Origin of the sequence: Altericroceibacterium xinjiangense, from assembly GCF_003958635.1 — a bacterium.
Lineage (GTDB): Bacteria > Pseudomonadota > Alphaproteobacteria > Sphingomonadales > Sphingomonadaceae > Altericroceibacterium_A > Altericroceibacterium_A xinjiangense.
In genome coordinates, this window is record NZ_RSEK01000002.1 from 166,879 (window position 1) to 190,735 (window position 23,857).

At 63.3% G+C, this 23,857-nt stretch carries 32 protein-coding genes; 29 read left to right on the plus strand and 3 right to left on the minus strand.

Annotation, left to right across the window (positions count from 1 at the left end; translation table 11 throughout):
• The first annotated feature begins 24 nt into the window (after positions 1-24).
• Both ELY13_RS03060 and ELY13_RS03065 read left to right on the plus strand, forming a co-directional pair.
• Entirely contained in the window at positions 25-1,203 is a 1,179-nt protein-coding gene (locus ELY13_RS03060) for a zinc-dependent alcohol dehydrogenase (protein WP_126172411.1), read from the plus strand.
• A gap of 10 nt (positions 1,204-1,213) precedes the next feature.
• Positions 1,214-1,807, plus strand: a complete 594-nt coding sequence (locus ELY13_RS03065; protein WP_206435965.1) for a hypothetical protein — start codon at positions 1,214-1,216, stop codon at positions 1,805-1,807.
• Positions 1,808-1,824: 17 nt separating this feature from the next.
• On the opposite strand, the gene ELY13_RS15135 is transcribed toward ELY13_RS03065, so the two are convergent.
• Together ELY13_RS15135 and ELY13_RS03075 are read right to left on the minus strand one after the other, a co-directional pair.
• A complete protein-coding gene (locus ELY13_RS15135) occupies positions 1,825-3,018 on the minus strand; it encodes a hypothetical protein (protein WP_206435966.1) in 1,194 nt (397 codons plus the stop codon).
• A 110-nt stretch (positions 3,019-3,128) separates the two neighbouring features.
• Entirely contained in the window at positions 3,129-4,946 is a 1,818-nt protein-coding gene (locus ELY13_RS03075; RefSeq protein WP_126172412.1) for an EAL domain-containing protein, read from the minus strand.
• Positions 4,947-5,478: 532 nt separating this feature from the next.
• Here ELY13_RS03075 and rpsL point away from each other — a divergent pair.
• The 24 genes from rpsL (at position 5,479) to rpmD (ending at position 19,537) form a co-directional block, all read left to right on the plus strand.
• A complete protein-coding gene (gene rpsL, locus ELY13_RS03080; RefSeq protein WP_066775147.1) occupies positions 5,479-5,850 on the plus strand; it encodes a 30S ribosomal protein S12 in 372 nt (123 codons plus the stop codon).
• 161 nt (positions 5,851-6,011) lie between these two features.
• Positions 6,012-6,482: a 30S ribosomal protein S7 gene (gene rpsG / locus ELY13_RS03085; RefSeq protein ID WP_126172413.1), complete on the plus strand. Its 471-nt coding sequence runs from the start codon at positions 6,012-6,014 to the stop codon at positions 6,480-6,482.
• A gap of 84 nt (positions 6,483-6,566) precedes the next feature.
• Positions 6,567-8,660: an elongation factor G gene (gene fusA, locus ELY13_RS03090; protein WP_126172414.1), complete on the plus strand. Its 2,094-nt coding sequence runs from the start codon at positions 6,567-6,569 to the stop codon at positions 8,658-8,660.
• Between the two features lie 89 nt (positions 8,661-8,749).
• The gene (gene tuf, locus ELY13_RS03095; RefSeq protein WP_126172415.1) at positions 8,750-9,925 is read left to right on the plus strand and encodes an elongation factor Tu; all 1,176 of its coding nucleotides are present in this window, start codon (positions 8,750-8,752) and stop codon (positions 9,923-9,925) included.
• A gap of 174 nt (positions 9,926-10,099) precedes the next feature.
• Entirely contained in the window at positions 10,100-10,411 is a 312-nt protein-coding gene (gene rpsJ, locus ELY13_RS03100) for a 30S ribosomal protein S10 (protein WP_034905023.1), read from the plus strand.
• Between the two features lie 245 nt (positions 10,412-10,656).
• Positions 10,657-11,547 carry a 50S ribosomal protein L3 gene (gene rplC / locus ELY13_RS03105; protein WP_126172416.1) on the plus strand — a complete coding sequence of 297 codons (891 nt, stop codon included), beginning with the start codon at positions 10,657-10,659 and terminating at the stop codon, positions 11,545-11,547.
• Positions 11,548-11,550: 3 nt separating this feature from the next.
• Positions 11,551-12,174: a 50S ribosomal protein L4 gene (rplD, locus tag ELY13_RS03110; RefSeq protein WP_126172417.1), complete on the plus strand. Its 624-nt coding sequence runs from the start codon at positions 11,551-11,553 to the stop codon at positions 12,172-12,174.
• Entirely contained in the window at positions 12,167-12,475 is a 309-nt protein-coding gene (locus ELY13_RS03115) for a 50S ribosomal protein L23 (protein ID WP_126172418.1), read from the plus strand. Before rplD ends, ELY13_RS03115 begins: the two co-directional genes overlap by 8 nt.
• A gap of 24 nt (positions 12,476-12,499) precedes the next feature.
• Positions 12,500-13,336 (plus strand): 50S ribosomal protein L2, encoded by an 837-nt coding sequence (gene rplB / locus ELY13_RS03120; protein ID WP_126172419.1) that lies wholly within the window; start codon positions 12,500-12,502, stop codon positions 13,334-13,336.
• 6 nt (positions 13,337-13,342) lie between these two features.
• Entirely contained in the window at positions 13,343-13,618 is a 276-nt protein-coding gene (rpsS, locus tag ELY13_RS03125) for a 30S ribosomal protein S19 (protein WP_126172420.1), read from the plus strand.
• A complete protein-coding gene (gene rplV, locus ELY13_RS03130) occupies positions 13,618-13,995 on the plus strand; it encodes a 50S ribosomal protein L22 (protein ID WP_126172421.1) in 378 nt (125 codons plus the stop codon). The genes rpsS and rplV overlap by 1 nt, the downstream gene beginning before the upstream one ends.
• Positions 13,996-13,998: 3 nt before the next feature.
• Positions 13,999-14,694 (plus strand): 30S ribosomal protein S3, encoded by a 696-nt coding sequence (gene rpsC / locus ELY13_RS03135; protein ID WP_126172422.1) that lies wholly within the window; start codon positions 13,999-14,001, stop codon positions 14,692-14,694.
• Positions 14,695-14,715: 21 nt separating this feature from the next.
• A complete protein-coding gene (rplP, locus tag ELY13_RS03140; RefSeq protein ID WP_126172423.1) occupies positions 14,716-15,150 on the plus strand; it encodes a 50S ribosomal protein L16 in 435 nt (144 codons plus the stop codon).
• Positions 15,150-15,365: a 50S ribosomal protein L29 gene (gene rpmC, locus ELY13_RS03145; protein ID WP_126172424.1), complete on the plus strand. Its 216-nt coding sequence runs from the start codon at positions 15,150-15,152 to the stop codon at positions 15,363-15,365. Before rplP ends, rpmC begins: the two co-directional genes overlap by 1 nt.
• Positions 15,366-15,375: 10 nt before the next feature.
• Complete coding sequence (gene rpsQ, locus ELY13_RS03150) at positions 15,376-15,645, plus strand: 30S ribosomal protein S17 (protein ID WP_126172425.1); 270 nt, start codon at positions 15,376-15,378, stop codon at positions 15,643-15,645.
• A gap of 63 nt (positions 15,646-15,708) precedes the next feature.
• Positions 15,709-16,077: a 50S ribosomal protein L14 gene (gene rplN / locus ELY13_RS03155; protein ID WP_055918032.1), complete on the plus strand. Its 369-nt coding sequence runs from the start codon at positions 15,709-15,711 to the stop codon at positions 16,075-16,077.
• The gene (gene rplX, locus ELY13_RS03160; protein WP_126172426.1) at positions 16,077-16,397 is read left to right on the plus strand and encodes a 50S ribosomal protein L24; all 321 of its coding nucleotides are present in this window, start codon (positions 16,077-16,079) and stop codon (positions 16,395-16,397) included. The genes rplN and rplX overlap by 1 nt, the downstream gene beginning before the upstream one ends.
• Positions 16,390-16,971 carry a 50S ribosomal protein L5 gene (gene rplE / locus ELY13_RS03165; protein WP_126172427.1) on the plus strand — a complete coding sequence of 194 codons (582 nt, stop codon included), beginning with the start codon at positions 16,390-16,392 and terminating at the stop codon, positions 16,969-16,971. The genes rplX and rplE overlap by 8 nt, the downstream gene beginning before the upstream one ends.
• Positions 16,972-16,995: 24 nt before the next feature.
• Positions 16,996-17,301, plus strand: coding sequence for a 30S ribosomal protein S14 (gene rpsN, locus ELY13_RS03170; protein ID WP_126172428.1), 306 nt, complete (start codon positions 16,996-16,998; stop codon positions 17,299-17,301).
• Positions 17,302-17,312: 11 nt separating this feature from the next.
• Complete coding sequence (gene rpsH, locus ELY13_RS03175) at positions 17,313-17,708, plus strand: 30S ribosomal protein S8 (RefSeq protein WP_126172429.1); 396 nt, start codon at positions 17,313-17,315, stop codon at positions 17,706-17,708.
• Entirely contained in the window at positions 17,708-18,241 is a 534-nt protein-coding gene (rplF, locus tag ELY13_RS03180) for a 50S ribosomal protein L6 (RefSeq protein ID WP_126172430.1), read from the plus strand. The genes rpsH and rplF overlap by 1 nt, the downstream gene beginning before the upstream one ends.
• On the plus strand, positions 18,241-18,585 hold the full coding sequence (rplR, locus tag ELY13_RS03185) for a 50S ribosomal protein L18 (RefSeq protein ID WP_126172431.1): 345 nt from the start codon (positions 18,241-18,243) through the stop codon (positions 18,583-18,585). Before rplF ends, rplR begins: the two co-directional genes overlap by 1 nt.
• 2 nt (positions 18,586-18,587) lie before the next feature.
• Positions 18,588-19,355 carry a 30S ribosomal protein S5 gene (rpsE, locus tag ELY13_RS03190; RefSeq protein WP_420897414.1) on the plus strand — a complete coding sequence of 256 codons (768 nt, stop codon included), beginning with the start codon at positions 18,588-18,590 and terminating at the stop codon, positions 19,353-19,355.
• Positions 19,356-19,360: 5 nt separating this feature from the next.
• Entirely contained in the window at positions 19,361-19,537 is a 177-nt protein-coding gene (gene rpmD, locus ELY13_RS03195; RefSeq protein WP_126172432.1) for a 50S ribosomal protein L30, read from the plus strand.
• 112 nt (positions 19,538-19,649) lie between these two features.
• Here rpmD and ELY13_RS03200 read toward each other — a convergent pair whose 3' ends face one another.
• Positions 19,650-20,762 (minus strand): SGNH/GDSL hydrolase family protein, encoded by a 1,113-nt coding sequence (locus tag ELY13_RS03200; RefSeq protein ID WP_164549685.1) that lies wholly within the window; start codon positions 20,760-20,762, stop codon positions 19,650-19,652.
• 399 nt (positions 20,763-21,161) lie between these two features.
• On the opposite strand from ELY13_RS03200, the gene rplO reads away from it, so the two are divergent.
• The 3 genes from rplO (at position 21,162) to ELY13_RS03215 (ending at position 23,805) form a co-directional block, all read left to right on the plus strand.
• Positions 21,162-21,641, plus strand: a complete 480-nt coding sequence (rplO, locus tag ELY13_RS03205; protein WP_126172434.1) for a 50S ribosomal protein L15 — start codon at positions 21,162-21,164, stop codon at positions 21,639-21,641.
• A 97-nt stretch (positions 21,642-21,738) separates the two neighbouring features.
• Positions 21,739-23,103: a preprotein translocase subunit SecY gene (secY, locus tag ELY13_RS03210; protein WP_126172435.1), complete on the plus strand. Its 1,365-nt coding sequence runs from the start codon at positions 21,739-21,741 to the stop codon at positions 23,101-23,103.
• Positions 23,104-23,151: 48 nt separating this feature from the next.
• A complete protein-coding gene (locus ELY13_RS03215; RefSeq protein ID WP_126172436.1) occupies positions 23,152-23,805 on the plus strand; it encodes an adenylate kinase in 654 nt (217 codons plus the stop codon).
• The last annotated feature ends 52 nt before the right edge of the window (positions 23,806-23,857 follow it).

The window sequence follows — 23,857 nt, forward strand, 5'->3', positions numbered from 1 at the left end:
AACGCAACCCAGGGAGCACTGCTGATGAAAGCCCTTGTCTGGCACGGCAAAGAGGACATCCGGTACGACACCGTATCGGACCCGGAGATCGAGGATCCGCGCGACGCGATCATCAAGGTGACGAGCTGCGCGATCTGCGGCTCCGACCTTCACTTGTTCCACAACTTCATCCCCGCCATGCTGCCCGGCGACATCATCGGGCACGAAGCCATGGGCGAGGTGGTGGAAACCGGTTCCGGCCTCAACGGCTCGCTCAAGAAGGGCGACCGGATCGTCGTCCCGTTCACCATCTGGTGCGGCGAGTGCGACCAGTGCCAGCGGCAGAACTATTCCCTGTGCCAGCGGAGCAACCGCAAGGCGGACATGCAGGCCAAGGCGTTCGGCTATCCGACCGGCGGCTTGTTCGGCTACACGCACCTGACCGGCGGCTATCCCGGCGGGCAGGCGGAATACCTGCGCATCCCCTTCGCCGACCGCACCCAGATCAAGGTGCCCGAAACCGACCTGACGGACGAACAGCTCCTGTTCCTGTCCGACATCCTGCCGACCGGCTGGCAAGCGGCCGTCCAGTGCGACATCCAGCCGGATGACGTCGTCGCCATCTGGGGCTGCGGCCCCGTGGCGCAAATGGCGATCCGCTCGGCGATCCTGCTCGGCGCCAAGAAAGTCGTCGCGATCGACTGCCTCCCCGAACGGCTCAGCATGGCCCGCGCCGGCGGCGCGATCACGATCAACTTCATGGAAGAAAGCGTGGTCGAACGGCTGGACGAGGAATCGGACGGCAAGGGTCCGGACAAGTGCATCGACTGCGTGGGCATGGAAAGCCACGTCACCCCCTCGCTTCCCGACACGGTCATGGACCGCGCGAAGCAGATGATGATGATGGAGAACGACCGTCCCCACATCCTGCGGGAGATGATCTACGTCTGCCGTCCGGGCGGCGTGCTGTCGATCCCCGGCGTCTATGGCGGCCTGGTCGACAAGATCCCCTTCGGCGTCCTGATGAACAAGGGGCTGACGGTCCGCACCGGCCAGACTCACGTCAACCGCTGGACCCCGACGCTGCTGCGCCTGATCGAGGACGGCACGATCGACCCCTCCTTCGTCATCACGCACAACGTGCCGCTGAGCGAAGGCCCCGAAATGTACAAGACCTTCGAGAAAAAGCAGGACTCCTGCATCAAGGTTGTCCTGAAGCCGTAAGGAGCGCCCCATGACCCTCGTGACCGATATGACGCAGTCCATCGCCCGCGAGCCCGGCGATCCCGAAGTGGTGGAAACCGGCCACAGCTCGCTGACCGGCCTCGACAAGGCAGCCCGCGCGCTCGGCTGGTTCTCCCTCGGCCTCGGCCTTGCCGAAGTGTTCGCCGCGGGCAAGATCGCCGACACGCTGGGCGTCGAAGGCAAGGAAGGGCTGATCCGCACGTATGGCGTGCGCGAACTCGGCGCCGGCATGATGTCCCTGTCGCTCAACAAGGAGACCGGGATCGGCAGCCGCGTGGCCGGCGACGCGCTCGACATGGCGACGCTGCTGCCCGTGCTGATGAGCAGCCGGAAGAAGGGCAACGTGCTGATCGCCCTCGCGGTCGTCGCCGGAATAGCCGCGCTCGACACCTACGTCTTCACCGCGCTCAAGAAGGAAAACGCCCGGAGCGAACCCCCGCGCGACTTCAGCGACCGCTCCGGCTTCCCCGGCGGTGTCCAGGCCGCACGCGGGGCAGCGCTCAAGAACTTCGAAACCCCTCGGGATTTCCAGGTGACCACTCGCGAAGACCAGCCGCCGGTCCCCCGGCTACCCGCGATCTGAGAGCCAGGACGGGGAGGTCAGCCCTCCTCGTCCCACTCCTCCAGCAAGCCGAAGCTGTCGATCTTCGGCGGAACGTACCGCGCGCCCGAAGCGATCAGCGCCTGCCGCTCCTCTTCCCACGCCGCTTCCAATTCCATCCGCCAGCCAGTCGCCTTGCGCATGATCGAGGCGCGGATTTCCGCAAGCTGCGCCGGACTGCGAGCGGTCTGCCGCGCCTCCCACTCCTGCTCCAGCCGATCATAGACCGGATGCCCGGGCCGCAAGTCCTCGAACCGGCCGGTCGAGCCGTACCGCTCCGGCCGCCGCTGCCGCAGGAAGAACTGCACGAGGGAGTTGTCGTGCTTCCTGTACCAGCCGAGTAATTCGCCGGATGAGACGATCGGCCGCTCCTCGCCCTCGATGGCCCGGGCCAGCGCGCAATCCTCCAGCCGGGAGACCCCGCGGTCCAGCGCCATGTCCCACGCTTCCCGAAAGCCTTCCGCCCCCGGCCGCTGCCGCAACTTGTAAAGCGCCTCCAGGCTCTTGCCGATGGCCTTGGCCGCTTGCGTCACGATCCCGGTGGCCGCGAGCGCGGCAATGAATTCCCGCTGCTTGTCCGCGGTGATCGAATTGCGGCGCGGATGAACGTGCGGCACCGGCGCGAAGGAAAGCAGCGGATCGTCCGCATCCGGCAGATCCCCCCGAAACGCCGCCGCCGAAGTCCGGCGGGCAGGGCGGCTGGAAGCGCACACCACCTCTCCCCTCCCGTTCGCGGGAGAGGCCGGGGGAGGGCAGCCCTGCGTCCCCCCGGCACGCCCGCCCGGAGAAGAGCCCCCACCGGACGCCGCGCCAGCACCCGAGACCCGCTCGCCCCGCGCCCCTTCATCCTCCACCCAGACCGCACCCGGCCCGGCCGCCGCTTCCCATGCAGCCCGAGCCTCCCGCACCCGAGCCTCCGCCCGCTCCCGCCGCGCCCCCACCCCGGCGCCGAGGGAATCGGAACCCCCGTCCGCCTCCGAACAAGCTCCGGCCCCCGCGTCGGCAGATTCCCCTCCCGCGTGCGGGGATTCGCAGACCGCCCCCACCGCCAGCGGCCGGGGATCGGCCGCCGCAGGCGATCCCACTCCCGGCCCTCCCGACGCCGGACGAACCACCCCACCGGCGCCCCGCAGGCAAGCCTGCGAGACACCCTGCTCCTCGCCCTTGGGCGAAACTCGAATGCGCGTGACCATGCCCAAGGGGTGGCAGAGGGCAAAACCTGTAGGGAAGGGGAATGTTGGCCGAGGGCGGGCTAGTGGGCTCCGGGTCGAGCGACGCGGTAGCAGCCCCTCGTTCATGGGGATCAGTTCGGCTGGAAGGGGCCCCATCCGGCGATCAGCTGCGGAGCGCTCGATTCAGATTGGCTGGAGGCGTGCCTTGCCGAAAGCCACTCCAGCATCCGCCCGGGCTTCATCGGGCGCGCCAAACCATACCCTTGGGCTTCGTGGCAGCCCATCTCCCGAAGCGTGTCGGCCACGGCAGTGGTTTCGACGCCTTCGGCCACGACGCGGTAGCCTTGCTCGGAGAAGAGCCCGATCATGGAGCGCACCAGCCGGTTCCGGCGCGGGTTGCCTTCAAGATCGGAGATGAAGGAGCGGTCCAGCTTGATGGTATCGGCCGGTATCGTCTGCAGATAGGAGAGGCTGCTGTAACCCGTCCCGAAATCGTCGATCGCGATGTGAAATCCAGCAGCGGCAAGCGCCGCCAGTTGCTCGGCTCCCGATCCATTCTCCGAAATAGCGGCGCTTTCCGTCACCTCCAGTTCGAGATCATCCGGAGAGAGCTGGTGTTTCGACAAGCAGTAGCTGACCCGCGCGGCGAGATCGTGTTCCGAAAGATTGCTGCCTGATATGTTGACCGAAAAGCGTCCGTTGAAGCCGGCGCTGCGGAAGGCGGACAGAAGCCCCAGGGAATGATCGAGCACCCAGTCCGTCATCGCGCGGGCCAGCGGCGATTGCTCGACAATCGGGATGAATTCAGCTGGGGAAATTCCACCCAGCTCTGGATGGTCCCAGCGCAGGAGTGCCTCGGCGCTCAGGCACTCGCCTGTCCTCAGGTCAATGCGGGGCTGCAGTGCCATCGTCAGCTGATCGGGGGCGGTAAGCGCATCGGCAAAGTCTGCGAGCAGGCGATAGCTGCGGCGATGTATATCGTCGCTCATCGCGGAATGCACGCTCACCAGCGCCTTCGATGCACGCGCATCAAGTGCCGCGCCATACGCGACGCGCAGAACGTCGGCGGATGCCGTTTCGCCGAGCACGAGTGGAAACATGCCGACGGCAAGCGATGCGATCGGACGGAGCGCGGCGTCAGCGAAACGGCCCTGCAGGCTTTCCTCCAGCTTTGCACGGTAGTGCTCCTCATCCGACAGGTTCTGGATGATTGCCGCGAATTGCGTTGACGCCACATGATAGACCCGGTTCGGCTTCAACGCCGAGCGAATGAGAGGAGTGGCCTGCCGCACCATGGCATCGATGAAGCCGGGCCCGAGCACGCGCAGGCCTCGGCTCAATTGCTCCGGCGGTGCAAGGTCGACCAGAACTGCGAGCCGGCGCTCACCCGGACGCTCTTGGGCATCGTCGTCGAGATCCTCGAGAAACTGCGTGCGGTTCGGCAATCCGCTAAGCGGATCGATCCGCCCGAACGCATGCTGCAGCTCGATCTGCTGCATGACCATGGCGGCCAGGTCCTTGAGGGCCGCCACCTCCTCTGCGCTGGTTTCGCGCGGCTCGGTGCCGAGCACGCAGAGCGCGCCCAGGCCCTGACCTTCCCGGGTGACCAGCGATGCGCCGCAGTAGAAGCGTATACCCTGGCCCGCGAGAACGCTGTCCGCGTAGTAGGGATCGGCGAGAAGATCCGGAATCGCCAGGAAGTCGGTGGTCTCGGCCACTTGTGTGCACGGGGCCCGCTCGCGCGGAATCGAGCAGTGATCCCCGCCGACACGCGACTTGAACCACTGCCGATCACGGTCGGTGAGTGAAACGGCCGCAATCGGCAGGCCGAAAATCTGCGCTGCCATGCGCGTGATCCGGTTGAATGCCTCACTCGAAGGCGTATCCAGCAGTTCCAGCCGGTGCAGCGCATCGAGCCGCATCACTTCGTTTTCAGCCGAAAGTCTCATGGCAAGGTAGCTCGCTTCATCCGCATGCCGATGAAGGCACGTGCGTGCGATAGCTGTAATCGATGCGGGACGGCCGGACGAGATAGGGAAAACGCGAGGTACCAGGCGCCTGGAAAATCGGGCATAAAGCCGCACGGGCGAACTCCTTGACCCCGCCTCCAAACCCCTCTAAACGCGCGCCTATCCGAAGGGCAGGGTGCATGCACTCTCCCTTGGGCAGATAGAGCTGAACATTGCCGGTTTTGTCCCGGGGCCTTGGCGGCAGATTCGCCCAGGCCCTTCTATCGTTGGCTTCTGACGCAAGAGGCCCCAGCATGTCCTGGGGCTGCGCTTCCCGAAAGGGAGGCCTTTCGGGAAGCTTGGGGCGGCCGTCAAAGTAACCCGGTGCCAGTGGCGCGGGTGGAGTGTTTTCGGCTCGCGCGCTTTGGCCGCCTCGTGCGGCAGTCTCCGTTTCTGGCGGAGGTGCGGAAGTTGCGCGATCCCTCGTTCGCTTCATCCCGGCCGGTGCACCTTCATTCGGTGAAGGTAATTCATGCCGACGATCAACCAGCTGGTCCGCAAGGGCCGCGAACCGCAGAAGGCCAAGAGCAAGGTCCCTGCGATGGAGCAGAACCCGCAGAAGCGCGGCGTTTGCACACGCGTCTACACGACGACCCCGAAGAAGCCGAACTCGGCGCTTCGCAAGGTGGCCAAGGTTCGCCTGACCAACGGGCGCGAAGTCATCTCCTACATCCCCGGCGAAGGCCACAACCTTCAGGAACACTCCGTTGTCCTGATCCGCGGCGGCCGTGTGCGCGACCTTCCGGGCGTGCGCTACCACGTGCTGCGCGGCGTGCTCGATACGCAGGGCGTGAAGGACCGCAAGCAGAGCCGTTCCAAGTACGGCGCCAAGCGGCCCAAGTGACGGTTCTCCAGGCCGTCATCCCGGCGCAGGCTGGGATCGCGTTCGGCTTGGGTATGTCTTTGGTGGATTGAAAGAGGTCCGGCTCAGCCGTCCGAAGTGCCAGCGTCTGCTGGGATGACGGGTTTTTCCGGCGAGCTGGTCCGAATAAAGGAATTCTTACGATGTCACGTCGTCGTCGTCCCGAAAAGCGGGAAATCCTGCCTGATCCGAAGTTCGGAGATCAGGTGCTGTCCAAGTTCATGAACAACCTGATGCTGGACGGGAAGAAGTCCACCGCCGAACGTATCGTCTACGGTGCGCTCGAAACGGTTGAGACGCGGGCCAAGGCCGATCCGATCCAGATGTTCCACGATGCGCTGAACAACGTGAAGCCGTCCGTGGAAGTGCGCAGCCGCCGCGTCGGCGGTGCGACGTATCAGGTTCCGGTTGAAGTCCGTCCGGAACGCGCCCAGGCGCTCGCCATCCGCTGGCTGATCACGGCCGCTCGCGGCCGGGCCGAAACCACCATGTCGGCGCGCCTCTCGGGTGAGCTGATGGATGCGGCCAACAATCGCGGCAACGCGGTCAAGAAGCGGGAAGACACGCACCGCATGGCTGACGCCAACCGGGCCTTCTCGCACTACCGCTGGTAATCGCGGGCCGTCTTTAAACGGTCACACGAACAACCATATGGGGGACGCCTTCACCGGCTCCCCCAGACACTTGAGGAAATTTCCATGGCCCGCAGCCATCCCATCGATCGGTACCGCAATATCGGTATCATGGCGCACATCGACGCCGGCAAGACCACCACGACCGAGCGGATCCTTTACTACACCGGCAAGTCCTACAAGATCGGCGAAGTGCACGATGGTGCCGCCACGATGGACTGGATGGAGCAGGAACAGGAACGCGGCATCACCATCACCTCCGCCGCCACCACGACCTTCTGGAAGGCCGAGGACGGTGAAGGTCCGGAACACCGCGTCAACATCATCGACACCCCGGGCCACGTGGACTTCACCATCGAAGTCGAACGCTCCCTGCGCGTCCTCGACGGCGCAGTCGCCGTGTTCGATGGCGTCGCGGGCGTAGAACCCCAGTCCGAAACCGTATGGCGCCAGGCCGACAAGTACGGCGTTCCGCGCATGTGCTTCATCAATAAGCTCGACCGCACCGGCGCTGACTTCTACTACTGCGTCCAGTCCATCATCGACCGCCTCGGCGCCAAGCCGCTGGTCCTCTACCTGCCGATCGGCGCCGAAAGCAACTTGAAGGGCGTGGTCGACCTCGTGAACAACCGCGGCATCGTCTGGGAAGACGAAAGCCTCGGCGCAAAGTTCAACTATGTCGACATCCCCGAAGATCTGCAGGACAAGGCTGCCGACTATCGCGAAAAGCTGATCGAACTCGCCGTCGAACAGGACGACGAGGCGATGGAAGCTTATCTCGAAGGCAATGAGCCGGACGCAGCGACCCTGAAGCGCCTGATCCGTAAGGGCACGCTTGAGCGTGCGTTCGTTCCGGTGCTGTGCGGTTCCGCGTTCAAGAACAAGGGCGTCCAGCCCCTGCTCGACGCGGTGGTCGACTACATGCCGAGCCCAATCGACGTTCCGGCCATCAAGGGCGTTCTGCCAGACAGCGACGAGGAAGCAACCCGTCCGTCGAGCGATGAAGCGCCGTTCTCCGCGCTGGCGTTCAAAATCATGAACGATCCGTTCGTGGGATCGCTGACGTTCACGCGCATCTATTCGGGACACCTCAGCAAGGGCCAGGTGCTCAACTCGGTGAAGGACAAGAAGGAAAAGATCGGCCGCATGCTGCTGATGCATTCCAACAACCGGGAAGACATCGATGAAGCCTTCGCGGGTGACATCGTCGCCATCGCGGGGATGAAGGACACCACGACAGGTGACACGCTGTGCGACCCGTCCAAGCCGATCATCCTCGAGCGGATGGAATTCCCTGAGCCGGTGATTGAACTGTCGGTTGAGCCGAAGACCAAGGCCGACCAGGAGAAGATGGGCGTCGCGCTCAATCGTCTGGCTGCTGAGGATCCGTCTTTCCGTGTTTCGACCGACCATGAATCGGGTCAGACGATCATCAAGGGCATGGGCGAGCTTCACCTCGACATTCTCGTTGATCGCATGAAGCGCGAGTTCAAGGTCGAGGCGAACGTTGGTGCTCCGCAGGTCGCCTACCGTGAGGCACTCGCCAAGCAGGTCGAGCTTGATTACACCCATAAGAAGCAGTCGGGTGGTTCGGGACAGTTCGGCCGGGTCAAGGTCATGCTGAAGCCGGGTGAACGCGGGCAGGGCATCAACTTCCACGACGAGATCAAGGGCGGCAACATCCCGCGCGAATACATCCCGTCGGTTGAGAAGGGCATGCGCGAAACCGCCGAAGGCGGCAGCCTTGTCGGGTTCCCGATCATCGACTTCGACATCCATCTTGTCGATGGCGCGTACCATGACGTCGACTCCTCCGCCTTGGCGTTCGAGATTGCCGGACGCGGTGCAATGCGCGAAGCGGCCCAGAAAGCCGGGATCAAGCTGCTCGAACCGATCATGAAGGTTGAAGTGGTTACTCCGGAAGACTTCATGGGTGACGTGATCGGCGATCTGAACTCCCGTCGCGGCCAGATCCAGGGCACCGATACCCGGGGTAACGCCCAGGTGATCGAAGCGTTCGTGCCGCTTGCGAACATGTTCGGCTACGTGAACGAACTGCGGTCCTTCACCCAGGGGCGTGCGCAGTACAGCATGCAGTTCTCGCATTACGACGAAGTGCCGGCGAACGTGGCTCAAGAAGTCAAGGAGAAGCTTGCCTAAGCGCAAGCGACAGTCTAGGGGCGGCGCCTGTTCGGCGGGCGCCGTCTCAACCCCGACATCCGAATTCCTGAAAACAGAGGTTACAGCACATGGCTAAGGAAAAATTCCAGCGGAACAAGCCGCACTGCAACATCGGCACGATCGGTCACGTCGACCACGGCAAGACTACGCTGACGGCGGCGATCACGAAGGTTCTGGGCGCTCCGGTTGATTTCGCAAACATCGACAAGGCTCCGGAAGAGCGTGAGCGCGGCATCACCATCTCGACGGCTCACGTCGAGTACGAGACCGACGCTCGCCACTACGCGCACGTCGATTGCCCGGGCCACGCCGACTACGTAAAGAACATGATCACCGGTGCGGCCCAGATGGACGGTGCCATCCTGGTGGTGAATGCTGCCGACGGACCGATGCCCCAGACCCGTGAGCACATCCTGCTCGCCCGTCAGGTCGGCGTGCCGGCGCTGGTTGTCTACATGAACAAGGTGGATCAGGTCGACGACGAGGAAATCCTCGAGCTGGTGGAACTGGAAGTGCGCGAGCTGCTGTCCAGCTACGACTTCCCGGGCGACGATATCCCCATCGTCAAGGGTTCGGCTCTGGCCGCGCTCGAGGGTCGTGATCCGGAGATCGGCGAGAACTCGATCATGGAGCTGATGAAGGCTGTCGACGAGCACATCCCGCAGCCCGACCGTCCCATCGACCGTCCGTTCCTGATGCCCGTGGAGGACGTGTTCTCAATCTCCGGTCGTGGCACCGTGGTCACCGGCCGCGTCGAGTCCGGGATCGTCAAGGTCGGCGAGGAAGTTGAAATCGTCGGTATCAAGGAAACGCGCAAGACCACGGTCACGGGCGTCGAAATGTTCCGCAAGCTGCTCGATCAGGGTCAGGCCGGCGACAACATCGGTGCGCTGGTTCGCGGCGTGGCTCGCGAGGATGTTGAGCGCGGCCAAGTGCTGTGCAAGCCCGGTTCGGTTACGCCGCACACCGAGTTCAGCGCCGAAGTCTACGTGCTGTCGAAGGATGAGGGTGGCCGTCACACGCCGTTCTTCGCCAACTACCGCCCGCAGTTCTACTTCCGCACCACCGACGTGACCGGCGAAGTTGTCTTGCCTGAAGGCACTGAGATGGTGATGCCCGGTGACAACGTGACGATCGGCGTCAAGTTGATCGCGCCGATCGCGATGGATGAAGGCCTGCGCTTCGCAATTCGCGAAGGTGGCCGGACCGTCGGTTCTGGGGTTGTCAGCAAGATCAGTAAGTAATATAGGCGCCCTATCGGCCGGGTCCTTCGGGATTCGGCCGGTCAGGATTTGCTTTGAAAATCATTGGGGGCCGCCCCTTCCCAGTCACTTCGGTGTGAAGGTCTGGTGAGGCGGGGCGGCTTCTTGTTTTTGGGTCAGATGACCTTTTCGGCTCTTTCGCATCGGCAGTAGGACATGGAAGCTCAAAATATCCGCATTCGCCTGAAGGCGTTCGATCACCGCGTGCTTGACCAGGCAACTGGCGAGATTGCGGACACCGCCCGCCGTACCGGTGCGCTCATCCGGGGCCCCATTCCTCTCCCGACACGCATCGAGAAGTTCACCGTGAACCGCGGTCCGCATATCGACAAGAAGTCGCGGGAGCAGTTTGAAGTGCGCACCTATAAGCGGCTGCTCGACATTGTGCAGCCCAACGCCCAGACGGTCGACGCGCTGATGAAGCTGGACCTCGCCGCTGGCGTGAACGTCGAAATCAAGCTGGCGTAAGCCGGCAGCTGCAGGCGCCCTGCACGGCGGGGTGCCCTAGGGCAAGGCCGCTCCTTTTCGGCCATAGGCTTCCGCCCAGTCGGAGGCTTAAGCAAAGGGATACCGCCGGACATCCGTCCGGGCTGCGTCCCCCGTCTCGCTTCCACGTTGGAGGCACTCAGCCCAGGCGGGGCGATGCATGACAATCAGGGCTGAACACGCCTTCCGGGAATGGCCCGGCAGGCCTCTGTTGAGGAGATTGGATCATGCGCACTGGCGTGATCGTGAAAAAAGTCGGGATGACCCGCCTGTTTCAGGAAGACGGCCGCCACGTTCCGGTGACCGTTCTGGCTTTGGAAGATTGCCAGGTCGTGTCCCACCGCACCAGTGACCGTGACGGTTACGTCGCGCTCCAGGTGGGTTCGGGCGAGGCCAAGCAGAAGAACGTCAACAAGCCGCAGCGCGAACATTTCGCCAAGGCACAGGTTCCGCTCAAGATGAAGCTCGCCGAGTTTCGTCTCGAGAGCGAAGATGGCCTCCTGCCCGTCGGCGCGACGATCAGTGCCGAGCACTTCGTTGCCGGACAGAAGGTGGACATCACCGGTCACACGCAGGGCAAGGGCTTCGCCGGCGTGATGAAGCGCTGGAACTTTGGCGGCCTTCGTGCCAGCCACGGCGTCTCGCTCAGCCACCGCTCGCATGGTTCTACCGGTCAGCGGCAAGATCCCGGCAAGGTTTTCAAGAACAAGAAGATGGCCGGTCACATGGGTGACCGTCAGCGCACGCAGCAGAACCTCGAAGTTGTTCGGACGGACGCTGAGCGTGGCCTCATCTTCGTGAAGGGCTCGGTGCCGGGCGCTACCAATGGCTGGCTGCTGGTTCGTGATGCGGTCAAGTTGGCTGCGCCGGAAGGTCTGCCGTTCCCGGGTGCAGTGCTTGAGCGCAAGACTGCGCAGGCCGATCATGACGAAGCTCCGGCCGGCTTGGTCGAAGCTGCGGCCGTTGAGCCGATCGACGGCGGGCCGACCGCCGCGGAAGCGACCGCAATGGTCAAGGAACAGCAGGCGGGAGCGGGCACGGACACGACGCCTGCGGCCGACGAAGTCAACCCCGGCGAGAGCAACGTGCCCGACGCCGATGAGAACAAGGAGGGCTGATCCGTGAAGGTGAAGGTCCAAAATCTCGACGGGCAGGAAGCTGGCGAACTCGAGCTCAATGAGGCCGTTTTCGGCATCGAGCCGCGCGCCGACATCCTCCATCGCGTCGTTACCTGGCAGCTTGAGAATCGTCGCGCTACCGCACGTGCTGCTCGTGAGCGCTCGGACGTAGCGCGCACCGGCAAGAAGTGGGGTCGCCAGAAGGGCGGCGGCACGGCTCGTCACGGCGATCGCAAGGCTCCGATCTTTATTGGCGGCGGCAAGGCTCACGGACCCCGCAGGCGGGATTTCGACATCTCGCTGAACAAGAAGATCCGTGCTCTCGGTCTGAAGATGGCATTGTCCAGCAAGGCCCAGAATGGCCTAGTGATTGTCGACAGCCTCGAGCTGAAGGATGGCAAGACCAAGGCGGTTGCCGAAGCTTTCGGCAAGGCTGGCTTCAACGGCAAGGTGCTGGTGATCGACGGCGAGCAGGTCGACGGTGCGTTTCAGCGCGCTGCACACAACCTGCCGGGCGTGGATGTGCTGCCGGCGATCGGCGCAAACGTCTACGATATCCTGAAGCACGACACGCTGGTCCTGACCCGCGCCGCGGTCGAAAAGCTGGAGGCGCGGTTCAATGGCTAAGCAGCAGAACGTGGACACGCGCCATTACGACGTGGTTCTTTCGCCCCATATCACTGAGAAGTCGACGCTGCTCTCCGAGCATAACGCGGTCGTCTTCAAGGTGGCCAACGACGCGACCAAGCCGCAGATCAAGGAAGCGGTTGAGGCTCTGTTCGGCGTCAAGGTCAAGGGTGTGAACACGATCGTCCAGAAGGGCAAGTCGAAGCGCTGGAAGGGCAAGCCCTACAGCCGGTCCGACGTCAAGAAGGCGGTCGTGACGCTGGCCGAAGGCCAGTCGATCGACGTCACCAGCGGTATCTGAGGCCAAGGGATCTAGGAACGAACGATGGCACTCAAGAACTATAACCCGACAAGCCCGGCTCGCCGTGGCCTGATCCTGGTCGACAAGTCCGGTCTGTACAAGGGGAAGCCCGTCAAGGCGCTGACCGAGGGCAAGACCAAGACCGGCGGCCGCAACAACAAGGGTCATGTCACTTCGCGCGGCATGGGCGGCGGTCACAAGCAGAAGTACCGTTACGTCGACTTCAAGCGTCGCAAGTGGAACGTTGAAGGAACCGTTGAGCGGATCGAGTACGATCCGAACCGCACGGCCTTCATTGCCCTGGTGAAGTACGCCGACGATGAGTTGGCCTACATCCTGGCGCCGCAGCGCATCGCGCCGGGCGACAAGGTAATCGCTGGTGAGCGCGTTGACGTGAAGCCGGGCAACGCGATGCTTTTGTCGCAGATGCCCGTTGGCACCATTTGCCACAACGTGGAAATGAAGCCGGGCAAGGGCGGGCAGATCGCTCGTTCCGCAGGATCCTATGTCCAGCTCGTCGGTCGTGACCGCGGTCTGGTGATCGTCCGCTTGAACTCGGGCGAGCAGCGCTACCTGCGCGGCGATTGCATGGGAACGGTTGGTGCGGTGTCGAACCCCGACAACGCCAACCAGAACCTGGCCAAGGCTGGCCGGAAGCGGTGGATGGGGCGCAAGCCGCTGACCCGCGGCGTCGCCAAGAACCCGGTCGATCACCCGCATGGCGGTGGTGAAGGCCGGACTTCGGGCGGCCGTCACCCGGTCACTCCGTGGGGCAAGCCGACCAAGGGCGCGCGCACTCGTCACAACAAGCAGACGGACAAGATGATCATCCGTTCGCGTCACGCGAAGAAGAAGAGGTAACCGACCATGGCTCGTTCCGTCTGGAAAGGTCCCTTCGTCGAGCTTAGCCTGCTGAAGAAGGCAGAAGAAGCTCAGGACAAGGGAGCCCGCGCGCCGATCAAGACCTGGTCGCGCCGCAGCACCATCCTGCCGCAATTCGTTGGCTTGACGTTCAACGTCTACAACGGTCAGAAATTCATTCCCGTTGCGGTGAATGAGGAAATGGTCGGTCACAAGCTTGGTGAGTTCGCGCCGACGCGCAGCTTCCCTGGGCATGCCGCCGACAAGAAGGGTAAACGCTGATGGGCAAGCAGAAAGCTCCCCGCCGCGTCGCCGAGAATGAGGCGCTGGCCGTTGGCACCACCATCCGTGGGTCGGCCCAGAAGCTGAACCTCGTCGCCGGCCTGATCCGCGGCAAGAAGGCCGAGGAAGCGATGAACATCCTGACCTTCTCCAAGAAGGGAATGGCTGTGGATGCACGCAAGGTGCTCGCTAGCGCGATCGCCAACGCGGAAAACAACCACAACCTGGATGTCGACGCGCTCGTCGTGGCTGAAGCCAGTGTCGGCAAGTCGATCACCATGAAGCGCTTCCACACGCGCGGACGCGGCAAGAGCACGCGTATCCTCAAGCCGTTCAGTCGGCTGCGCATCGTGGTTCGCGAAGTCGAGGAGGCCTGAGCCATGGGTCACAAGAGCAACCCCATCGGTCTGCGCCTGCAGATCAACCGCACTTGGGACAGCCGCTGGTACGCCGAAGGGCGCAACTACGCGCAGCTGCTCAAGGAAGACATCGAGCTTCGCCGCTACATCGTGGACAGCTTGCCGCAAGCGGCCATCTCCAAGGTGGTCATTGAGCGGCCGGCCAAGCTGTGCCGGATTTCGATCTATGCGGCCCGTCCCGGTGTCATCATCGGCAAGAAGGGTGCAGACATCGAAAAGCTGCGCGCGAAGCTGTCGAAGATGACGGCCAGCGAGGTCAAGCTGAACATCGTCGAGATCCGGAAGCCGGAAATCGACGCAAAGCTCGTGGCTCAAGGCGTAGCCGATCAGCTGGTTCGCCGCGTGGCTTTCCGTCGGGCGATGAAGCGGGCCGTTCAGTCGGCGCTCAGGCTCGGTGCTGAAGGGATCAAGATCACGTGCGGCGGCCGACTTGGCGGGGCGGAAATCGCTCGCGTGGAGTGGTACCGCGAAGGTCGCGTTCCGCTGCACACGCTGCGCGCCAACGTGGATTATGCCGAAGCCGAGGCCCTGACCGCGTATGGCGTGATCGGGATCAAGGTGTGGATCTTCAAGGGTGAGATCCTCGGCCACGACCCGATGGCGCAGGACCGCCTTATGATGGAGGCTCAGACCTCCGGCGTGCGTCCGGCGCGCTGAGGCTAGGGAAGAGCAAGATCAATGCTGCAACCGAGAAAAACCAAGTTCCGCAAGGCCTTCAAAGGCCGCATCCATGGTGATGCCAAGGGCGGTACGTCGCTGAACTTCGGATCCTACGGCCTGAAGGCCATGGAACCGGAGCGCATCACCGCTCGTCAGATCGAAGCGGCACGTCGCGCGATCACGCGTCACATCAAGCGCCAGGGGCGTTTGTGGATTCGCGTGTTCCCGGACGTCCCGGTGTCGAAGAAGCCTGCCGAAGTCCGTCAGGGCAAGGGCAAGGGTGCTGTCGAGTACTGGGCTGCTCGCGTTAAGCCGGGCCGGATCCTGTTCGAGCTCGACGGCGTCAATGGCCCGCTCGCGGCGGAAGCCTTCGAGCGCGCGGCGATGAAGCTGCCGATCAAGACCAAGGTCGTTGCCCGTCTCGGCGACACCTCGCATCTGGGAGCCGAATAATGGCCAACGCCGAAGACCTTCGCTCCCGGTCCGACGATCAGCTGACCGAGGATCTCGCCCAGCTGAAGCGGGAACAGTTTAACTTGCGCTTCCAGGCGGCCACCAGCCAGCTTGAGCGTCCCGCGCGGATCAAGGAAGTCCGCCGCGCTATCGCGCGCATCAAGACCGTCCAGGCTCAGCGGGCGCAAGCCGCTCAGCCGGCGGCGGCGAAGTAAGGAGCAGACGATGCCCAAGCGTATCCTGATCGGGACCGTCGTCTCCGACAAGACCGACAAGACCGTGACTGTGCTGGTCGAACGGAAGGTGAAGCACCCGCTTTACGGGAAGATCATCCGCCGTTCGAAAAAGTACCACGCGCACGACGAAAACAACGCCTACCACACGGGTGAGCAGGTCCGGATCGAAGAGACCCGGCCGATCTCGAAAACCAAGACGTGGCAGGTGATCGACCGTGTCCAGGCCAGCAAGGGCCAGGCAGTCGAAGCGGACGTCTAAGGTCACAGCGAATTTGGAACTGCCGGACTGGTTTCGGCAAGCCGATAAGAAGGAACCGGATCTATGATCCAGATGCAATCCAATCTCGACGTGGCGGACAACAGCGGCGCGAAACGCGTCCAGTGCATCAAGGTGCTGGGCGGATCGAAGCGTCGCACCGCCGGCGTGGGCGACGTGATCGTCGTCTCCGTGAAGGAAGCGCAGCCCCGCGCCCGCGTGAAGAAGGGCGACGTGCACCGTGCGGTAATCGTGCGGACCCGCAAGGACGTTCGCCGTCCCGACGGCAGCGTGATCCGCTTCGACTCCAACGCGGCCGTGCTGGTCAACAAGAACGAGGAGCCGATCGGCACTCGTATCTTTGGCCCGGTGGTGCGCGAACTGCGCTCGAAGGGCTTCATGAAGATCATCAGCCTTGCTCCGGAGGTGCTGTGATGGCTTCCTCGAAGATCAAGAAGGGTGACCAGGTTGTCGTTCTGTCCGGCAAGGACAAGGGCCGCACCGGCACTGTCACCCAGGTGATGCCGAAGGACGGCAAACTGGTGGTCGATGGCGTCAACGTCGCCGCTCGCCACCGCAAGCCGACCCAGGTCAACCCGCAGGGCGGCATTGAGCGCGCCCCTGCACCGATGGCGATGAGCAAGGTTGCTGTCGCCGATCCCAAGGACGGCACGCCGACTCGCGTCCGCTTCGAAGAGCGTGACGGCAAGAAGGTCCGCGTGGCCGTGAAATCCGGGGAAACGATCGATGGCTGACAATTATACCCCGCGCCTCAAGCAGCGCTTCGAGGACGAGATCGTCAAGGCGATGACCGAGAAGTTCGGTTACAAGAACCGGCTTGAAGTCCCGCGGCTCGAAAAGATCACGCTCAACATGGGCGTCGGCGAAGCAAGTCAGGACAAGAAAAAGGTCCAGACAGCTGCCGAGGAAATGGAACTGATTGCCGGCCAGCGGCCGGTTATCACCAAGGCGAAGAAGTCGATCGCGCAGTTCAAGCTGCGTGAAGGCATGCCGATCGGGTGCAAGGTGACCTTGCGCCGGGACCGCATGTTCGAGTTCCTCGACCGCCTTGTGACCATCGCCATGCCGCGCATTCGCGACTTCCGCGGGCTTAATCCGAAGAGCTTCGACGGGCGTGGCAACTATGCGATGGGTCTGAAAGAGCAGATCATCTTCCCTGAGATCAGCTACGACAAGATCGAGAAGGTGCGTGGAATGGACATTATTGTCACCACCACCGCGAAAACCGATGAGGAAGCGCGCGAACTGCTGCGTCTGTTCGGCTTCCCGTTCCCGGCCGACCAGGCCGAAGAGAAGCAGGCCGCTTGAGCGGCCTCAGGAGAGCTTAAGTCCATGGCGAAACTGAGTTCCATCAACAAGAACGAGCGGCGCAAGAAGCTCGTGAAGAAGTACGCGGGGCGCTACGCTCGTCTGAAGGCAATTGCCGATGACGAGTCGCTCGACGAGACCGAACGGCTCGTGGCGCGTCTGAAGATGGCGGAGATTCCCCGCAACGCGAATCCGACCCGTGTGCGCAACCGCTGCACCACGACCGGTCGCCCGCGCGGTGTTTACCGCAAGTTCGGCTTGAACCGTATCGAGCTCCGGAACCTGGCCAACAAGGGCCTGATTCCGGGCGTCACGAAGTCGAGCTGGTGAGGATCTGAACAATGGCTATGACTGATCCGCTGGGTGACATGCTCACCCGCATCCGCAACGGGCAGCAGGCGAAGAAGGACTCCGTCCTTTCGCCTGCGTCGAAGCTGCGCGCCAACGTGCTCGAGGTCCTCCAGCGTGAGGGCTACATCCGCGGCTATTCCGAGGATAGCACCGGAAAGCACAAGGCGCTCAGGATCGAGCTGAAGTATTTCGAAGGCGAGCCGGCAATCAAGCACGTCGCGCGCGTCTCCAAGCCGGGCCGGCGCATCTACTCGGGCAGCCGGGAGCTGCCGAATGTGCGCAACGGGCTGGGCATCACCATCGTCTCGACGCCCAAGGGCGTGCTCTCGGACGCGGAAGCGCGCGAGAACAACGTCGGCGGCGAAGTCCTGGCGGAGGTGTTCTGATGAGCCGCATCGGCAAAAAGCCGGTGGCGATCCCCAAGGGCGTCACCGCAAACATCGACAACGGCCAGCTGATCGTGAAGGGCCCCAAGGGCACTTTGTCCCTCGGGCTGGCTGACCAGATCGATTATGCAGTCGAAGACGAGGGTATCCGCGTCACTCCCGCCAACGACAGCCAGGCGGCACGCGCCTTCTGGGGCATGCAGCGTACGCTGGTGTCGAACCTGATCGAAGGCGTGACGGAAGGTTACACCAAGGTTCTGCAGATCACCGGTGTCGGCTACCGTGCGCAAGCGCAGGGCAAGAAGCTCAAGCTGCAGCTCGGCTACAGCCATGACGTCGACCTGGACGTGCCGGAAGGGATCGACGTGAAGACCCCCGACGCGACCACCATCGAGGTCAGCGGGATCGATAAGCAGGCCGTTGGCCAGTTCGCCGCCGAAGTCCGCCGCTGGCGCAAGCCGGAGCCTTACAAGGGCAAGGGCATCCGCTATCGCGGCGAGTATGTCTTCCGCAAGGAAGGGAAGAAGAAGTAATGGCCAAGCTTTCCCTGTTCGAACGCCGGCGTCGCCGCGTCCGCACCGCGCTGCGCGCGCGCGGCGGTCAGCGGCCGCGCCTGTCGGTCCACCGCACCGGCAAGAACATTTACGCCCAGATCATCGATGATGCGCAGGGGCGCACGCTCGCTTCCGCCTCGACGCTGACCCTGGACGGTTCGGGCGCCAACGTCGCCTCCGCTTCCGAAGTCGGAAAGCGGATCGCCGAGGCTGCCAAGCAGGCCGGCGTGACTACGGTCGTGTTCGACCGTGGCGGTTACCTGTTCCATGGCCGCGTCAAGGCGCTGGCCGATGCCGCCCGCGAAGGTGGGCTGGAGTTCTGATGATGGCAGACGAAAACACCAACCACCGCGTCGTCGACCTCGACGGCAGCACCCCGACTCCCAGCATGGCGGAAAGCGTGGCTGGCCAGACGCAGTCGACCGACAGCGCCGATCCCACCCCGCAGCGCGAAGCCCGTGGCGGCCGCGGCGGTCGTGGCGGTGAGCGCAACGATCGCGGAGGCCGTGGACGCGGCCGGCGTGATGACCGGCGCGGTCGCGGGGACGATGACGGCGGTGAAGAGCTGATCGAAAAGCTCGTTCACATCAACCGCGTCTCCAAGACGGTGAAGGGCGGCAAGCGCTTCGGCTTCGCGGCGCTGGTCGTCGTGGGTGACGGCAAGGGCCGTGTCGGGTTCGGTCACGGCAAGGCTCGTGAAGTTCCGGAGGCGATCACCAAGGCGACCGCTTCGGCCAAGAAGAAGATGATCCGCGTTCCGCTCAAGGAAGGGCGCACGCTGCACCATGACGGCAAGGGCCACTTCGGCGCCGGCAAGGTCAACGTTCGCAGCGCACCGGCCGGAACAGGTATCATCGCGGGCGGTCCGATGCGTGCGGTGTTTGAAAGCCTCGGTGTGCACGACGTGGTGACCAAGTCGGTCGGCACGTCCAATCCCTACAACATGATTCGCGCCACTTTCGACGCACTGACGAACCAGACTTCGCCGAAGTCGGTCGCTCAGCGTCGTGGTAAGAAGGTCGCTGACCTGCTTGGTCGCGGCGGCGCGAGCGAGGCCCAGGCGGAAGCTGAAGCCGCCGCGGTCGTGGAGTAAACGAAATGGCGAAGATCAAGATCAAGCAGATCGGGTCGCCTATTCGGCGTCCGGAAGCGCAGAAGAAGATCCTCATCGGTCTGGGGCTGGGCAAGATGCACAAAGTGGTGGAACGGGAAGACACTCCCGAAGTGCGCGGCGCGATTGCGAAGCTGCCCCACATGGTGGCGATCGTCGACTGACGAGTTTGCCAACCGCAAGACAAGGAAACCCCGGCCATTTGCGCCGGGGTTTTTTTGGTCGGAAACCCGCGCGTACGGCACCTTCAGGGGCGGGCTCGGTGCCCAGATCCAGCTACAATTTCATCGCCTGGATATGGCTTGAAATGGCCTCGGCCGCCCTCCTTCCGTACTCCGCATGGCCAGCGTCGACCGGGTGCGGTCCGTTACGTGCGCCGTCGAAAAGCTCATCACGGTTGACGGCTGTCACCCAGTCCGCCGTGTTGATGGTGTAGGTCAGGGGTACCGACTGCGCCGCATCGAAGATGGCGTCGCGGCAAGAGGCCGATTGAGCTGGGTAGGGGACGCCGGTGTAGGATGAGAAGGGGGCGATCACAAAGATCGGCATCTCCGGGGCAGCGCTGCGTAGCGCTGCGAAATACTCTCTGGCGGCGTCGCCGATGTCCGCCGGCGGGTAAGAAGCGCAATCGTTAGCGCCGCCAGCGATAACGAGGGCATCGGGCGGACCATCGTCCACGGCTTTCAACACGTCATCCAGCCGTTCGTCAAAAGTGTTCGGCCTATCTGCGCGGCGCGCCATGTAGCCGGTCCCGCCGATCGCTGAGACGATCGGATTTCGAACCCCCAGCCGCGCGGCAGCATGTGCAGGCCAGGCAAGCCCTTTGCTGGATGCCGCTGAACCCTCGGTGATCGAATCGCCGACGAACACCACCGATACAAGGTTTTCCGAGTTCGCCGGGGCCGGCCCGATCGTGTCCCCCGCGGGCAACAAGAGACCGCCGTAGATCAGGTTTGCGGTCCACAGCGTCAGACGGCGAGCTCTATTGGCGGGTGGAAGTTCGAAGCGGAGGTACTTTGTCACCCCGTTTCTTGTGCGCATGTCGAAGTCGAACGGCGTGGCCGATGTCCGTTTGCCGTCGATTTCAAGAAAAGCGCCTCCGACTGACCCGGTGTCGAAACTCACCAGTTCAAATGCGGTCTGGCCAGCGGGAAGAGTGAATTCGATCCCGCTCAGATTGCCGTAGCGTTGTGGCGCCCACCCATTCGCGTCGAACTCGGGGGAGCCGTCGGTGATTGCCTGGGGAAACAGCATGGCCGAAGCGGGGTAATGGGCCGGCTGCTTCCACCGCCCACCAAGCAGTCGGACGCGCCGATCTTCCTTGGCGATCGCGGTGAAGGCTGTGAACGAGGATATGGTCCCGGCGTCGAGGCGGACCGGCACCGGCACGACTCCGATTGCGCGTCCATCGGCAAGTCCCCGAAGCAGCTTCTCCACGGGCGTGCGGGAAGTAGGCGCTGGCACCAGTATCGGGTCAGCACTGGGCCCCGGTGTGGGTGTGGGTGTGGGTGTGGGTGTGGGTGTGGGTGTGGGAGCGGACACGGGAATGGGTGGTGCTGGCACTGCGCCGCCCTGCGGTTCCGGACCTTCCCCGCCACAGCTCAACAGCATGAGGGCTGCGCAACCCGGATGTACCACTCGTCTCATCACCGCTCCTAGTTTTCTGAAGACGCCGCTAGCCTCCGGAGATGACGCTTAGAGGAAAGAAGGGTGACATACCGAGGCGACATCGTTACGAGGCCCACTTTCCACCTCCAGCGCGACTCAAAGCGAAAGCGAGTGCAGACTATGAAACTCAATGATATCCGCGATAACCAGGGTGCCCGTCACCGCCGCATGCGCGTCGGCCGGGGCATCGGCTCGGGCAAGGGCAAGACCGCCGCACGCGGCCAGAAGGGCCAGAAGGCTCGCTCGGGCGTATCGATCAAGGGCTTCGAAGGCGGCCAGATGCCGCTTCACATGCGTTTGCCGAAGCGCGGGTTCAACAACCCGTTCGCCAAGGACTACGCTGAAGTGAACCTGGGCATGGTCCAGAAGTTCATCGACGCGGGCAAGCTCGACGCCGGCGCTGTGATCGACCAGGCTGCACTGCAGGCAGCCGGCCTCGCACGTGGCGGCAAGGACGGCGTCCGTCTGCTCGGCAAGGGCGAGCTGACGTCTTCGGCGCAGTTCCGGGTGGCTGGCGCGTCGAAGGGCGCGACCGAGGCTGTCCAGAAGGTGGGCGGCTCGGTTGAGCTGATCCAGCCCAAGGCGGCTGAAGCCGAATAAGATCGTGGGCGAGGGGTTCGACATCGAGCCCCTCGCACCTTATGTGACCAGCGAACGCCGGGAAGGCCCGGCGCCAGGTTAAGGCTCACACCCAAAAATGGCATCACGCGCCGATAATATCGCGAGCAATCTCAGCCTCGCCAATTTTTCCAAGGCGAGCGAGCTCAAGCAGCGGATATGGTTCACCATTGGCGCGCTGGTGGTGTTCCGCTTCCTTAGCTTCGTGCCGCTTCCCGGGGTCAACCCGCTGATTCTGGAGTCGCTGTACGACCAGACTCGCGGCGGCATCCTCGACCTGTTCAACGCGTTTTCCGGCGGCAGCCTTGAACGTATGAGCCTGATCGCGCTCGGCGTGATGCCTTACATCACCGCCTCGATCGTGGTGCAACTGGCTGCCTCGCTTCACCCGGCGCTGATGGCGCTGAAGAAGGAAGGCGAGAGCGGGCGCAAGAAGCTCAACCAGTACACCCGCTACGGCACAGTTTTCCTGTGCGCGGTGCAGGGCTGGTTCCTCGCAACCGGGCTGGAAGCCTATGGCGCGCAAAGCGGCCTGCAGGCGGTGGTTGACCCCGGCCTGCTGTTCAAGGTGGTCGCTGTGATCAGCCTTGTCGGCGGTACGATGTTCCTCCTGTGGCTCGGTGAACAGATTACCTCACGCGGGATCGGGAACGGCGTTTCGCTGATCATCATGGCGGGCATTGTTGCCCAGTTTCCTACCTTCATCGCCAACCTGTTCGAGGGCGGGCGCACCGGCTCCGTCAGTCCGTTCGTGATTTTCGGCCTGATCGCGATGGTCGTTTTCCTCATACTGTTCATCTCGTTCATGGAGCGGGCGCAGCGCCGGTTGCTGATCCAGTACCCGAAACGGGCAAGCCAGCGCGGGATGATGCAGGCGGATCGCAGCCACTTGCCGCTGAAGATCAACACGGCTGGCGTGATCCCGCCGATCTTCGCCAGCTCGCTGCTGCTGCTGCCTTTGACGATCAGCCAGTTCGCTGGGCAGACGGTGGATACCACCAGCTTTGGCGGCAGCATGATCGTGACGTTGAACCAGTATCTTCAGCACGGGCAGCCGATCTATCTCGCGCTTTATGCCGCCGGGATCATGTTCTTCTCCTTCTTCTACACCGCGGTTGTGTTCAACCCGGAGGAAACGGCGGAGAACCTGAAGAAGAACGGCGGGTTCATTCCTGGCATCCGTCCGGGCAAGAACACGGCCAATTATCTCGATTATGTTCTGACGCGGATCACCGTGATCGGCGCGGTCTATCTGACGCTGGTCTGCGTAATTCCCGAATGGGTCATTGCTCAGACCGGGGTTCAGCTGTTCCTTGGCGGCACGAGCCTGCTGATCGTCGTGAACGTGACTGTGGATACAATTAGCCAGATCCAGTCCCACTTGCTTGCGCATCAGTATGGTGACCTGATCAAGAAGGCGAAACTGAAGGGACGTCTGCGTTAAGCGGCCGTAAGGCGGCACGCGCAAGACGCAGCATACGGAAGAGGGCGCGTGAACATTATCCTTCTCGGTCCCCCCGGCGCGGGGAAGGGCACGCAGGCCGCTCGCCTGGTGGAACACCATGGGATGCGGCAGCTCTCCACCGGAGAGATGCTGCGGGCTGCGGTTGCGGCGCGCACCCCCGTGGGGATCAAGGCGGCCGAAGTCATGGCACGGGGGGAGCTCGTCTCCGACGAGATCGTCTCAGCCCTGATCGATGCGGAACTCGTCGCGATGGGGCCAGCCACTGGCGCCATCTTCGATGGGTACCCGCGCACAGTGGCCCAGGCCGAACAGCTTGACGCGATCCTCGCGGGTCACGACCGCAAGCTCGATCACGTGATCGAGCTGCTGGTGGACGAAGACGCGCTGGTTGAACGGATCACCGGGCGCTTCTCCTGCTCCAGTTGCGGGGAAGGGTATCACGACACGCACAAGCTCCCGCAGACGCCAGGCGTGTGCGATAAGTGCGGGAGCACCGAGTTCGCTCGGCGCAAGGACGACAACGAAGAAACCGTCCGCACGCGGATGGCCGAATACCGCAAGAAGACGGCCCCGATCCTCCCGTTCTATGATGCGCGCGGGATTGTCACGCGGGTGGACGGAATGGCGGACATCGGGGCTGTCACGGACGAGGTGGAAGGCGTTCTCGCGCAAGGCGCGTAGAATTGCGGTCTTGTGCCAGTTCCGTCACCTGTGCTTTTTTGACCTTGGGCTT